Here is a 14,243-nt window from a genome sequence, read left to right as displayed (position 1 = left end):
ATTCTCCTTGCTTGCAGGGTTCAAATAGGATAAAACTCCCCCCTCACAACGAGAAAGAAGTGAAGGGGAAGTCTGTATAAGTCATATTAGAAAGTTATGCTGACAGCTGAACTTGCGTTGTCCGCGGTGATTCGTACGCCAAATTCATGCGATGCTACCGTGCCATTTTCCACTTGAGGTGTCGAGGATGCGCCTCTAAGTACGATGCTCCATGAATGGCCACCCGCAGCAGCATCACCAGAAACTGCTGCCTGAAGGACGTTGCCGTTTCGTGTAACAGTGAGTGTAAGCTCAGCCTTCGTTGTCGGATGATACACGCGGGAAACGGCAACACGACCGTCCTCCAACTCAAAGAGATGAAACTCGCTGTTCGCTGTGTAGTCATAGTCTGGCTTATCATCTACCGTCCCGACCGCTAGTAGTGTGTTTGATCGCACTAGAAGTGGGATGCTCATGTAATCATGATGCTCCTTGAACCAACGATTGCCTTCGACTTTCTCCCCGGTCAAGAAATGTGTCCAAGTTTCGGCAGGCAGGTAGTAGGACACGATACCCGATTCGTCAAAGATAGGTGCGACGAGAAGCGATTCCCCGATCATATATTGGCGGTCTAAGTTATCACAAGTAGGGTCGCTGCCGAATTCCAGTACCATTGCACGCATCAGCGGTAATCCGAGCTTGGAGGCGTCAACAGCCGTTTGGAATATATAAGGCATCAATCTGCTTTTGAGCTTCGTGAAAAAGCGCAATACATCAACCGCTTCGTCATCGTACATCCACGGCACACGATAAGAACGGCTGCCATGCAGACGGCTGTGACTGGAAAGCAGTCCGAATGCAGCCCAACGTTTATAAAGGTCCGCGCTGGATGTACTTTCAAATCCTCCAATATCGTGACTCCAGAACCCAAAACCAGAAAGTCCAAGCGACAATCCGCCTCGTAAGCTTTCAGCCATCGATTCGTAGGTTGCGGTACAATCACCGCCCCAATGAACAGGGAATTGTTGTCCACCCGCTGTCGCGGAACGTGCGAATAAGGCAGCCTCCCCTTTACCAAGCTTCTCCTCTAGCACATCGAATACCACTTTGTTATACAGCTGGGTATAATAATTGTGCATTTTGAAAGGATCAGAACCATCATAATAGACGACATCCGTTGGAATGCGTTCGCCGAAATCAGTCTTGAAAGAGTCCACACCCATATCGACAAGCTTTCTTAGCTTCGCTGCATACCATTCACACGCAGCTGGATTCGTAAAGTCGACGATGCCCATGCCTGGCTGCCACATATCCCACTGCCAGACATCCCCGTTTGGTCTTTGCAGCAAATATCCACCTTGCATACCTTCTTCAAACATCGGAGAACGCTGCGCGATATAAGGATTAATCCACACGCAAATTTTCAAGCCTTTGTTCTTGAGGCGCTGCAGCATCTTCTCTGGCTCTGGGAAGATCCGAGTATCCCACTCGAAATCACACCAATGGAATTCCCGCATCCAGAAGCAATCGAAGTGGAACACGTGCAGCGGTAGTTCACGCTCAGCCATGCCATCAATGAAGCTAGTCACAGTGGATTCGTCATAATTGGTTGTGAATGAAGTTGTCAGCCAAAGACCGAAAGTCCAAGCTGGCGGCAGGGCAGGCTTTCCTGTTAGCGTCGTGTAGTTTCCAAGTACTTCCTTCAAATTGGCTCCGCCAATCAGGAAATAGTCGAGGTATTCACCTTCTACACTGAATTGCACCTTGGAAACTTTCTCGGAGGCAACCTCAAAGGAAACATTCTCGGGATGATTGACGAATACACCATATCCTTTATTGGTAATGTAGAAAGGAATATTTTTATACGATTGTTCGGAGTTTGTTCCTCCGTCACGATTCCAGATATCAACGCTTTGCCCGTTTTTGACAAATGAGGTAAATCGCTCACCGAGCCCGTAAACGCTCTCACCAACCCCTAGGTCTAACTGATCTCTTACATAAGTTGCAGCGTTATCAGAGATTACGTATCCGATGCCTTTGAAACCGCTTGAAGTGAGTTTACGCCCCTTGTAATCAAATGCCAGATGCCAAGGTTGATCTCTTCGTATGCTGGCCCTTAGGTTGCCGCTAGTTAAGCTTGCTTCCAGTTTATTTGACTCAATCTGAAGGGCGTGGCCCTCATCTGTGTTGAGCGAAAAGTAGGGACCAACTTGTTTTTTACCTTTATGATGATAAATTTGAACACGAATAACATCCTTCAAGGGAGAGGATAATTTGACTTCAATTAAAGGAGTGTCTAATTCACCAGCACGGTCAATGATCGGTTTAGGCGGGCCGAAAAGGGTAAGAGAACGATCTGTTGTATACGCATCATGTACTTCAACAGGACTAATAATTTGGTATTCCTTGCGGGTCATCCATTGACCATCACTAAATTTCAAAGCAGTCAGCTCCTTATGTCTAAATTGTATAACTATATTGATATAGAAAAGTGTTGTTGATTAAAAGTGTAATCGCTTTATGGTATGATTGTCTTGCATAATGCTGATACAGATATATAACAATTTTGATAAAAGGGGGGCGACGTTATGAATTTGGATGCCTTGCATGAAGGTCGAATTCACGGCGATCTCATGTTCCCGCTAAGTGTATACCAAGTTGAGAAAGTCAATGATGTTTTCTTCAACTACCACTGGCATGAGGAAATAGAATTTATTTATATGACCGAAGGAAGCGCAAGCTTCTATATAGGTTCGTCTATGACTGAGCTTCAGCAAGGTGAGGCACTGCTCATTCCAAGCGGGCAATTACATGCATGTTATCCAGCTGGCGAACTACCGGCCTATTTTCATGCCATTGTATTCGATTCCGAATTACTCAGCAGCAGCGCTTACGATGTCATCCAAAGTAAATATATACAGCCGTGGATGGAACAGCGATTGATCCTGCCGGGGGTTTTCCGCTCGAAGGACTCGTGGGAACAGCAAGTACGCCTGATGCTTGTGGACATGATTAAGCAATACGAGGAAAAGCCGCTGGGTTATGAACTAAAAATAAAAGCGGATCTGCTGGGGATATTCGCTGAACTGCTGCCACATGGCGAGCAATCCTCTGATCTGCCTCGAAGCTTAACGCAATCAAGCAAAATTGAGAGAATTAAGCCTGCGCTTCAATTTATGCATGAGCATTATAAAGAGCGGATTATGATTCAAGAGCTCGCAGCTTTGATAGCGATGAGTGAGGGACATTTCTGTCGATTTTTCAAAGCGATCGTCAAAAAGACACCCGTCGAATACCTCAACTTCTATAGAGTCGAGAAAGCGATGAAGTGTCTGGAAGATCCAAGGATCAAAATCATTGATGTTGCTAGTGAGGTTGGATTCGAGAGTCCGAGTTACTTTATTAAGACATTCAAAGCGCTCAAACAGATGACGCCGTCCGATTATCGTAAATTGATCAGAGCCCCAGATGCGTCATCTTCCGGCATTGCAACGGGGTCTGCGAAGTGACCTGCTTGAATACACGTCCGAAGTGAGCGACGCTGTCAAAGCCAGCTTGCTCGGCAATGTGGATCACTTTAAGCTTCGTTTCCCTTAATAAGCGCTGCGCCTCGCGGATGCGCAGGTTGTTCAAATATTCGACGAACGAGAAGCCAATCGTATCCTTGAACGAGCGACAGAAGTAACTCGGACTAATATGGAACTTTTCGGAGATTAGCGCCAGTGTCAGTCGTTCATTGAAATGCTCATTGATATAGGTTACGATCTCGAATATCTTCGGATTATAGGCCTGTGGATGCTCTTCGGACGTCTCTGACTGGCTCATAAGTCTCGAACAGAATATAAGCAACTGTGTAAGCAATGCTTTGCTATTTAGCTCCCAACCAAGCTGCTCTTGCTGCTTTTCCCGCAATAAGCTGAAGAGCAAATTCTCAACGAGCGTGCGATTTGCGCCGGAAAGTGAGACGATATAATGCTTTGGACGAAAAGGAGATAGCGCAATCGAATAAGTCTCATCTTCTTTCATAGCGAGCCAGCGTTCTTCGAAATTGATTAGGATGCGTTCGTGCGGACGATCATTGGCATCTAACGTTTTGTGAAGTGTATGTTTATCTATAAATACAAGATCACCCTCTTGCATAGCATAGACGCGGTCTTGAATGAAATAATTGCGTTTACCGTTGAGTAAGTAATAAATTTCGTAATGGTCATGGAAATGATTCACAAGCATTGTATAGGGCTGCTCTCTGCGAATTCTTTCAATCTCGTAATGAAACAACATAGACACCTCTCTAAGTTAGGTTCTGCCTCTCTATTTTACAGCAATATATGCAAGGAAATAAAGGCATGGGGTAATATTTGATTAGAAACACAACAAATATTGTATTAATCTTGCAATAAGAGATGAAATTCTTTGTAAATCGAGAGGGGCAATAACTGATGAAAACACGTTATGCGATTGTAGGTACAGGAGGACGAGCTGAATTCTTCTATGGCTCCATGGTGAAGGAATTTCGAGATACATCGGAACTTGTTGCGATTTGTGATATTAATCAAACACGCATGAATTATACGAATGACAGGCTTGCTAAGAAGTATGAATATCATGCTGTTCCTACGTATAAAGCTGACCAATTTGAGGAAATGATTCGCCAAGAAAAGCCGGATGTGATCATCGTTACAACTGTAGACCGTACACATCATACGTATATTATCAAAGCGATGGAGCTCGGTTGTGATGTTATTTCAGAGAAACCGATGACGGTTGATGAAGAGAAATGCCAAGAGATTCTTGATGCGATTAAACGAACAGGACGCCAGCTTCGCGTGACCTTTAACTACCGTTACGCGCCGCACAATACGAAAATTCGTGAGTTAATTATGGATGGAACGATTGGCGATGTCCATTCGGTACATTTTGAATGGTTGCTTAATACGGAGCATGGTGCGGACTATTTCCGCAGATGGCACCGTGATAAACGTAATGGCGGCGGCTTGCTTGTTCATAAGTCAACCCACCATTTCGATCTCGTTAACTTCTGGTTAGGAACGCAACCAGAGACGGTTTTCGCAATGGGTGATCTGATGTTCTATGGAAAAGCGAATGCAGAGAAGCGTGGGGAAACAAAGTTTTATCAACGTGCAACTGGGAATGCGAATGCTAAAGATGACCCGTTTGCCTTGCATTTGGATAAAAAACCGAGTCTGAAAGGGTTATATTTGGATGCAGAGCATGAGGATGGTTATCAACGGGATCAGAGCGTATTTGGCGATGGGATCTCCATTGAAGACACGATGGGCGTGATGGTTCGCTACAAGAACAAAGCGATTCTTACTTATTCCTTGAATGCGTATTTACCTTGGGAAGGCTTCAATGTGAATATCAATGGCAGCAAGGGCCGAATTGAAATGAGCGTTGTTGAGAAATCCTATGTCAATTCGGGCGGGGAAAAAGCAGATGAGGGCGCATTGAAGGGGAAATCGATCAAAGTATTCCCGATGTTCGCGGCACCTTATCAAGTAGAAATCGAAGAAGGTGTTGGTGGTCACGGCGGCGGAGATCCTGTGTTGCTGAAGGATATTTTCGACAAGCCATCCGACGATAGATTCAACCGCGCGGCATCCCATGTGGATGGAGCGATGTCCATTCTTACAGGTATTGCTGGCAATATTTCATTGCGTACGGGGCAACCAGTTACTGTAGATAAACTTGTGAAATTTTAACCTATGACGGAGGTTGATCTAGATGTGGAGTCCTGACGCGAGTATGGAACAGCTCTATCGCGCTTTCGAGTTGAAACGCGAGCAGAGTCGTACGGAATGGGCTGAACATTCAAAAGCTCATATGAAAAAGCGCTTGGCTGACTCCTTAGCTGTGACCATGGAAGAACAGGACGATCTTCGTCCTGTTCTTCTTGATCGTGTTGAGCTTGAGGATCATATCCGAGAGAGAATTGAAATCGGTACGTTTTGGGGCTTTCGGGTCCCTGTGTATGTGCTGTTGCCAAAAGGCGATTCCCATAAGCGTGCTGCCGTACTAGCTCTGCATGGTCATGGTTACGGGAGCAGGCAGATCGTGGGCTTGCATGCAGATGGGACAGAGAATACGGGGGAATGGGATCTTCATGGCAACTATGCCTTGGAAATGGTAAGGCGAGGCTTCGTCGTTGTTGTCCCTGAAATCCTAGGTTTCGGTGATCGGCGATTGGAAGTCGACCAGAAGGATGGTCAAGTGGGCAATTCTTCCTGTCAGACGCTTGCTTCTCATCTGATGCTATATGGCGTCTCTCTAGCTGGTGTTCGTGTGCAAGAAGCTATGCGGGCGCTCGATTACCTCGTGTCACGCGAAGAAGTAGATGCGAGTCGAATCGGTTGTTTTGGATTTTCGGGCGGCGGCTTGCTCGCAGCATACACGGCAGTATTAGATGAACGCATTCAGGCTACCGTCCTGTGTGCGTTCACCAATACGTTCAAGCGCAGCATCATGGGCGTGCGGCATTGCATTGATAACTATCTGCCTGGCGCACTCGACTTTGCGGAGCTTCCTGAATTAATCGGTTTGCTTGCTCCGCGCCCGTTGTTCATTGCATCAGGAAGACAGGATCCGATTTTTCCCGTTGATGGCGTGGAAACAGCCGTTTCCTACTTGGAGCGAGAGTATGCGTTGGCAGGTGCGCCAGATCAACTGGGTGTACATCTCTATGAAGGTGTTCACGAAGTGAATGGGAGCCAGGCATATCCGTGGTTGGTGGAGGTTTTAAAGAGGTAAGTGGAAACGTAAATGGACGCAAATAAAAGCACAAAAAGACTACTGAAATCTTTCAGTAGTCTTTTGTTTTTTTGTTTTTTGAATGAAGATATAAGACTGAAGATTCTCGATGTAAAACTTACTACACTTTTTTACGGACGATACTCTCAATAATCAATTTGTGTCCAACCACGACTCCCAGTCGAATGACACCAGTTGTTCTACCGGAAATGATGTGGCGGTGTCCATCTGCAATGTTTGTTAAGATTTGAAAACGATGAAAATGGTTTGGCCCTGTACCGATGTTAAGGCCAGTGCGACCAGAATAGGAATGACGATGTCCATCAGCTGTTGTCGTAATACCTTGGAAGGTGTGACGGTGTCTGCCATCCTCCGGGATCACAATATCTGTTAAATTGCCGAATGAATGACGATGATTTTCTACTCGTGACGTTAAGCCCTCCATGCGATGTCTGAATTGTACGGGCCCGCCAGATCCTTGTTTGATTCTTGCCATTGTTATAATCATCCTTTCGAGAAGAGATGATATTAAAGTATGCAATACATAGTGGACTGGCTTGGTCGAGCGGCTAGAACTATGCAAATTTCAGCGGATTTATTGGAATGGTATGGCTGAGTTTACGAATTTCTTCGCGCCAAGAGAGGAAGCCGTTTTCCATAGCTCTAATCAGCATTTCTGCGGTTGCAAGATTGGTTGTAAGAGGGATCTGCTGCACATCACAGAGGCGAAGGAAAGCTGTAATATCGGGTTCATGACCCAATGCTGAGATCGGATCACGAAAAAAATTAGCAAGTCAATGTCATCCATGGCGATCATGGTGCCAATCTGCTGATCCCCTCCAAATGGACCCGAGCGTAGTCGAATTACTTCCAGCTTTGCTGCCTCACTAATTCTTCTTCCTGTAGTTCCTGTTGCAAGTGCACAGAGAAGAGCTACTTCCTAATTATAAGCAACTGTGCTAACCTGTTAGGATGATTAACAAGGAGGTGAGTTCGTTTGAAACGCGTGCTGATTACGGGGTACAAAGCGAATGAACTTGGCATTTTCTCATTGAAGCATCCTGGCATTCCGATTATCAAAAAAGCAATTCAAAAGCGACTCATCGCCTTGCTAGATGACGGGCTCGAATGGGTTGTTGTGAGTGGTCAATGGGGGGTAGAATTGTGGGCGGCAGAAGCTGTGTTAGAGCTGAGAGAACGTACCCATCCCGACCTGAAACTTGCAGTGATCACGCCATTTTTGGAGCAAGAAGAGAAGTGGAGCGACGATAAAAAGGGGTGCTACGCTAGCGTAATGCAGCGGGCCAATTACGTGAACAGTATAACGAAGACCAAATACGAGGGGCCTTGGCAGTTCAAGGAGAGAGACAAGTTCCTCCTACGAAACTCTGACGGTATTCTGCTGGTCTATGATGAAGAGACAGAGGGCTCACCGAAGTTTATGAAATTGCAGGCTGCTCAAATCGCCGCGCACCATACATATCCGATCATAACGATCAACGCTTTTGATTTGCAAAATGTGGCCGAGGACGAGATCGGGGATTACGGCGGAGATATGCAGGATGACATGTCTGGGGATTCAGTTAGTGGAGGAGATAAGTGGCATTTTGATGATGACATTTAGGCTGACTGATTCCCCCGGCATCTAGCCTCCCTACCGAATAAATGGAAAACATACAGTTAAATTCAGTGTTATAGGTGGAAAAATTAAATTAAATGGAAAAAATGTAGCTAATAGTTAGGTTTTAATCTGAATCAGCGATTCTAGCTGAAAATAGCTGTAGGTTATCCAGTTAATGTCCTGGAAGAGGTGATTTCCCCAAAATTAGCTGTAGTTTTTCCAGTTAGTGCTCAGCTGGAACGACTTTGTTGAGTTCAAAGACAGATTCAAAGTCTAATTCAGGAGTAATCACATACAACCACCAAACTTGCCTTCGTATACCATAGCTAATCAACAACCACCAAACTTGCCTCCGTATACCATAGCTACTCAATAACCATCAAACTTGCCTCCGTATACCGTAGCTACTCAACATACATCAAACTTGCCCCCTTGCACCATAGCTACTCAACATACATCAAACATACACCCCTGCACCGTAGCTACTTTTTTAACATCAAACTTGCCACTCACCCTTTGTTACTCGGATGGACACCGAAGGACTCCCCCAGCATACACCCTTCCAAATAAATGGAAAACATACAGTTAAATTCAGTGTTTTAGGTTAAAAAATCGAATTAAATGGAAAAATTGTAGTTATTAAATTAGGTTTTTAGCTCAATCAGCGATTTCAGTTGAAAATAGCTGTAGGTTATCCAGTTAATGTGCTGAATGAGATAATTTCCCTAGAATTAGCTGTAGTTTTTCCGGTTATTGCTCAGCTGGAGTGTCGTAGTCGAATTCAAAGACAGATTCAATGCCTAATTCAGAAATAATCCCACACAATCGCAGATTAACATAGCATCACATATCCCCAAATCTTTTGTTATCATCGAATCGTCCCTAATAATCCAGTCAATCCAATCATTCTATACACAAAACACGGAGTAATTTGTGTTTCTCTTCGCTAAAAACAAACACAAAAATAATTATTCAAAAACAAACAAAGATGTGTTATGATGAAACCATCAAAAACAAACACATACTCATGGGAAGTAAAACTTAGGAGGGTACTTAAATGGTTGCGAATTTATGGGAAGCTTCAAAAGCGAATGCGGTATCGAAAGGTGTAGAGGAAATTGTTTATCGTTCTAATTTATTAGGAACAGATCGTGCTGTTTGTAACTGGGGCGGCGGCAACACTTCTTACAAAACGATCGAGAAAGATTTCCGTGGTCGCGATGTTGAAGTGATGTGGGTCAAAGGCAGCGGTTCTGACCTTGGAACGATGAAAGCAAAGAATTTCACAGGTCTTCGCATGGAAGATATTCGTCCTTTGATCGAGCGTGACGAAATGTCTGACGAAGAAATGGTTGCTTACCTTGCGAACTGTATGATCGACAGCAAGCACCCGCGTGCTTCCATTGAGACGCTTTTACATGCTTTCTTACCATTCAAAAACGTTGACCACACGCATCCAGATGCGATAATCTCGCTTTGCTGCGCACACAATGGACGTGAGCTTGCAAAAGAAATTTATGGCGATCGTTTCGTATGGGTACCTTATGTACGTCCTGGTTTTACACTTTCCAAAATGATCGCTGATGGCGTTCGCAACAATCCAAAAGCTGAGCTTGTTCTTATGGAGAAACATGGTCTAGTTACTTGGGGCGAAACGTCCGAAGAGAGTTATCTCAAAACTATTGCTATCATTAATGAAGCAGCAAGCTTCATCGAAGCTCGCGTGAACGAAGCCAACCTATATGGCGGCTCCAAATACGAAACACTTAGCGCTGATGCTCGCAAGGAACTATTGGCTCAGGTTCTGCCAGTCGTACGCGGTGCAGTAAGCAACGAGAAAAAAATGATTTTGACAATTGACAGTGCTGATGATGTGCTTCAATTTGTAAATAGCCGTGATGCAGCAACGTTATCCCAAGTAGGTGCAGCTTGCCCAGATCACCTTGTTCATACAAAAATGAAGCCTTTATATATCGATTGGAACCCAACAACAGGTGACGCGGCTTCCTTAACTGAAGCACTTAAGTCCGGCATCGAAGCTTACAAAGAAGAGTACAAAGCTTATTTTGACCGTAACAAAAATGAAGGCGACGTTATCAATGAAGCAGCTCCACGTGTTATCCTTATTCCAGGAATCGGGATGATCAACACAGGGAAAAGCTGGGCTATGGCACAGATTAGCGGCGCGCTTTACCACCGTGCAATCTCCGTTATGAGAGGCGCTACAGCGCTTGGAACATTCGTATCCCTAAGTGAAAATGAATCTTTCAATGTCGAGTACTGGCCTCTTGAACTTTATAAATTAACACTAGCTCCTGCTGAAGCTGAATTCTCCCGTCAAGTTGCTTTCATCACAGGCGGCGCGGGCGGAATCGGAAGTGTAACAGCTCGTCAGTTCTTGAAAGATGGTGCACACGTAGTGCTAGCTGACCTTAACCTTGAAGGTGCACAGAAGCTTGCAACTGAATTAAACGAACAATATGGCGAAAACAGAGCGATTGCTGTTCGCATGGACGTTACGAAGGAAGAAGAAGTTGAAGCAGCGTTCCGTGAATCCATTCTTAGCTACGGCGGCATCGATATTATTGTGAATAATGCAGGTCTAGCGACTTCCAGTCCTTTTGACGAAACATCTCTTAAAGAGTGGAACTTGAACATGAACGTGCTTAGCACAGGGTATTTCCTTGTAGCAAGAGAAGCGTTTAAAATTATGAAAAAGCAAACGATCGGCGGCAGCATGGTATTTGTAGGCTCCAAGAACTCCGTATTTGCTGGTAAAAATGCTTCAGCTTACTCCACTGCAAAAGCGGCAGAGATTCACTTGGCGCGTTGTATTGCGGCAGAAGGCGGCGAATTCGGAATTCGCGTGAACTCCGTATTGCCAGATGCGATTCTTCAAGGCTCCGCAATTTGGAACTCCGGCTGGCGCAATGAACGTGCTGCGGCATACGGGATTGAACCGGATCAACTGGAAGAGCACTACCGTAAAAGAACGACGTTGCTTGTTAACATTTTCCCGAAAGATGTTGCAGAAGCTATCGTGTACTTCGCTTCATCAAAAGCAGCTAAAACAACAGGTTGCATGATCACAGTTGATGGTGGCGTTCCTGCTGCCTTCACACGCTAATTCATTTACTAGGAGGCAACAAACCGATGAGCGACAAAGCCTACGCATTATTCGAAGAGCAACAAGCCCTGAGAGGCATTGATATAGCAGCTGTCAAAGCGAAGCTGAAAGCCCTAAAAGTTGAGACGCCATCATGGGGCTACGGGGATTCAGGAACACGCTTCAAAGTTTACCAACAAACAGGTGTACCGCGTAATCCCTTTGAGAAATTCGAAGATGCTGCACAAGTGCACAAACTGACGGGTGTTTGCCCGTCGGTTGCGATCCACATTCCTTGGGACAAAGTAGACGATTACGCAAAGCTGAAGCAGCATGCTTCTGATCTAGGCGTTTCCATCGGTGCGGTGAACCCGAACCTTTTCCAAGAAGATGATTACATCTTCGGAAGTGTAACGAACTCAAACGCAGCGATTCGCCGCAAAGCAACTGACCACCTGTTGGAGTGCGTAGATATCGCCAAAACAGTGGGCTCTGATGTGTTGAGCTTATGGTTCGCAGACGGCTCCAACTACCCAGGTCAAGTGGATATTCGCGCTCGTAAAGCGTGGATGTACGAGTCACTCAAAGAAATGTACAACGCGATGACACCAAGCATGCGTATGTTGATCGAATACAAGTTCTACGAGCCTGCTTTCTACCACACAGATCTAGCTGACTGGGGTATGGCATTCAATTTGGCTAACAAATTGGGTCCACAAGCCGAAGTCCTCGTAGATACAGGACATCACCCGCAAGGAACGAACATCGAGCACATCGTGACGTACTTGTTGGATGAAAATAAATTAGGCGGTTTCCACTTCAATTCCCGTAAATACGGTGATGATGATTTGATCGTTGGATCTGTGAATCCGTATGAATTGTTCTTGATTTTCTACCAAATCATTGATGCTGCCAACGACAAGAATCCACAGATTCGTCAAGCTGCAGACAACATTGCGTATATGATCGACCAAAGTCATAACATTGAGCGTAAAATCCCAGCAATGTTGCGTTCCGTACTTAACGTACAAACGCAATATGCGAAAGCACTTTTGATTAACCTTGAAGAGGTTCGTGCTGCGCAAGCAAACCAAGACGTTCTTGGTGCTGAAGATGCGGTTCGTAAAGCATTTGAATTTGATGTAACGCCTCTACTACAAGCGGTTCGTGAAGAAATCGGCGTGCCAGTTGATCCGATGAAGGCTTACTTGGCAAGCGGCTATGACGAGAAGATTAACGCGCGTGGCAAAGGCGGTGCAAGCTGGTGAGTACCTCTTCGACAGTTCTAGCCTTTGATTTGGGAGCAAGCAGCGGCAGAGCGATCGTCGGACGTCTTGATTCTGATGCGGGCCGGATTACGATCGAGGAAATTCACCGCTTCTCCAATGATCCAGTGCAGGTGGGCAACCACCTTCACTGGGACATTTTGCGGCTGCTTCATGAGCTGAAGCAAGGCATTTTACAAACGAAGCATCTGGGCTACTCAAATATTGAAAGCTTGGCAATTGATTCATGGGCAGTGGATTTCGGTCTATTAGCTGCAAATGGCGAGCTATTAGGAAATCCGTATCATTACCGGGATCACCATACGGACGGCATCATGTGCGAAGTAATGGATATTGTAGGTCGTGAAAAGCTGTATGCGCTAACAGGGCTGCAGTTTTTGCAATTCAATTCCATTTTCCAACTGTACGCACTCCAGCAAAACAATCCGGAATTACTTAGCCGGGCGGCAACGTTTCTGATGATTCCAGACTTGCTTCGCTACTTCCTAACAGGTGAAAAGCATAGCGAATTCACGAATGCTACAACGTCGCAGTTGTTTAATGCAACGAGCTTCACATGGGATGCTGAGCTGATTGATCAGCTAGGCCTGCCGGCTCAGATCTTCTTACCGCCAGTCGCTTCTGGCTCTCGAGTTGGATCACTAAGTCTATCTGTGTGCGAGGAACTGGATGTTCCTTCCATTCCTGTCATCGCCGTTGGCGAGCATGATACAGCATCTGCTGTCGTTGCCGTTCCTGCGCTTGATGATGACTTCGCTTTCCTAAGTTGCGGGACGTGGTCGTTGCTTGGAACTGAAACGAGCGCTCCAGTGCTCACGGAACAAGCTTTAGCGTGGAATTTCACGAATGAAGGCGGCGTGTATGGAACGAATCGCTTATTGAAGAACATCATGGGGCTATGGCTCATTCAAGAATGTAAGCGGACGTGGGAAAAAGAAGGCAAAGCAGCTAGCTTCGCTGAACTTGTAAAGCAAGCGGAATCCGTGAAGCCTTTCCAATTCTTCATCGATCCAGATGACGATATGTTCCTTAACCCTGCTCATATGCCGAAGCAAATTCAGCAATACTGTCGTGACACCCAGCAGGCTGTACCTCAAACCGATGGTGAAATCGTGCGCTGTATCCTGGAAAGCTTAGCGCTGAAATATCGCTTTATCTTGGAGCGTACAGAGCAGCTTTCAGGCAAGTCATACCGCGGTCTACATATCGTAGGTGGCGGCATTCAGAATGAGCTGCTTTGTCAGTTCACAGCGAGCGCTACACAGCGTGAAGTATGGGCAGGGCCGGTAGAGGGTAGTGCCTTAGGAAACCTTGTAGTACAATGGATAGCACTAGGGTATATCGCGAATTTGCGCGAAGCCAGGAAGCTGATTCGGAATTCGTTCCCAGTCAAGACGTATCATCCTCAGGATGAGGCGGGTTGGCAGGCGGCGTATGCAAGTTTTTGTCAAGTGGCCTCCCGATCGACGGTGAAATGAGGGGT

At 45.7% G+C, this 14,243-nt stretch carries 10 protein-coding genes and 1 pseudogene; 7 read left to right on the top strand and 4 right to left on the bottom strand.

The window, feature by feature from the left end; genetic code table 11:
• Positions 1-86: 86 nt before the first annotated feature.
• Positions 87-2,420 (bottom strand): alpha-xylosidase, encoded by a 2,334-nt coding sequence (gene yicI, locus ACSQ8P_RS25790; RefSeq protein WP_436237798.1) that lies wholly within the window; start codon positions 2,418-2,420, stop codon positions 87-89.
• A gap of 147 nt (positions 2,421-2,567) precedes the next feature.
• On the opposite strand from yicI, the gene ACSQ8P_RS25785 reads away from it, so the two are divergent.
• A complete protein-coding gene (locus tag ACSQ8P_RS25785; protein WP_436237797.1) occupies positions 2,568-3,488 on the top strand; it encodes an AraC family transcriptional regulator in 921 nt (306 codons plus the stop codon).
• On the opposite strand, the gene ACSQ8P_RS25780 is transcribed toward ACSQ8P_RS25785, so the two are convergent.
• Positions 3,436-4,260 (bottom strand): AraC family transcriptional regulator, encoded by an 825-nt coding sequence (locus ACSQ8P_RS25780; RefSeq protein ID WP_436239604.1) that lies wholly within the window; start codon positions 4,258-4,260, stop codon positions 3,436-3,438. The two genes, ACSQ8P_RS25785 and ACSQ8P_RS25780, sit on opposite strands and share 53 nt — an antisense overlap.
• 155 nt (positions 4,261-4,415) lie before the next feature.
• On the opposite strand from ACSQ8P_RS25780, the gene ACSQ8P_RS25775 reads away from it, so the two are divergent.
• Together ACSQ8P_RS25775 and ACSQ8P_RS25770 are read left to right on the top strand one after the other, a co-directional pair.
• Positions 4,416-5,702 carry a Gfo/Idh/MocA family oxidoreductase gene (locus ACSQ8P_RS25775; RefSeq protein ID WP_436239603.1) on the top strand — a complete coding sequence of 429 codons (1,287 nt, stop codon included), beginning with the start codon at positions 4,416-4,418 and terminating at the stop codon, positions 5,700-5,702.
• A gap of 22 nt (positions 5,703-5,724) precedes the next feature.
• Positions 5,725-6,747: a dienelactone hydrolase family protein gene (locus ACSQ8P_RS25770; protein WP_436237796.1), complete on the top strand. Its 1,023-nt coding sequence runs from the start codon at positions 5,725-5,727 to the stop codon at positions 6,745-6,747.
• A gap of 121 nt (positions 6,748-6,868) precedes the next feature.
• Here ACSQ8P_RS25770 and ACSQ8P_RS25765 read toward each other — a convergent pair whose 3' ends face one another.
• Positions 6,869-7,243 carry a YmaF family protein gene (locus ACSQ8P_RS25765; protein WP_436237795.1) on the bottom strand — a complete coding sequence of 125 codons (375 nt, stop codon included), beginning with the start codon at positions 7,241-7,243 and terminating at the stop codon, positions 6,869-6,871.
• Positions 7,244-7,322: 79 nt separating this feature from the next.
• A pseudogene (locus tag ACSQ8P_RS25760) lies at positions 7,323-7,663 on the bottom strand (methylglyoxal synthase); the annotation flags it as partial.
• A gap of 81 nt (positions 7,664-7,744) precedes the next feature.
• On the opposite strand from ACSQ8P_RS25760, the gene ACSQ8P_RS25755 reads away from it, so the two are divergent.
• From ACSQ8P_RS25755 to rhaB, 4 genes are all read left to right on the top strand, one after another.
• Entirely contained in the window at positions 7,745-8,371 is a 627-nt protein-coding gene (locus ACSQ8P_RS25755) for a DUF1273 domain-containing protein (RefSeq protein WP_436237794.1), read from the top strand.
• A gap of 1,054 nt (positions 8,372-9,425) precedes the next feature.
• On the top strand, positions 9,426-11,495 hold the full coding sequence (locus tag ACSQ8P_RS25750; protein WP_436237793.1) for a bifunctional aldolase/short-chain dehydrogenase: 2,070 nt from the start codon (positions 9,426-9,428) through the stop codon (positions 11,493-11,495).
• Between the two features lie 26 nt (positions 11,496-11,521).
• Positions 11,522-12,742 (top strand): L-rhamnose isomerase, encoded by a 1,221-nt coding sequence (rhaI, locus tag ACSQ8P_RS25745; protein ID WP_057310545.1) that lies wholly within the window; start codon positions 11,522-11,524, stop codon positions 12,740-12,742.
• A complete protein-coding gene (gene rhaB, locus ACSQ8P_RS25740) occupies positions 12,736-14,238 on the top strand; it encodes a rhamnulokinase (RefSeq protein ID WP_436239602.1) in 1,503 nt (500 codons plus the stop codon). Before rhaI ends, rhaB begins: the two co-directional genes overlap by 7 nt.
• Positions 14,239-14,243 lie beyond the last annotated feature (5 nt).

It is taken from the genome of Paenibacillus sp. LjRoot153 (assembly GCF_964253085.1).
In the GTDB taxonomy this organism is placed as follows: Bacteria; Bacillota; Bacilli; order Paenibacillales; family NBRC-103111; genus Paenibacillus_E.
The sequence above is the reverse complement of the archived record's forward strand: the minus strand, read 5'-3'. Positions and strand labels throughout refer to the sequence as shown.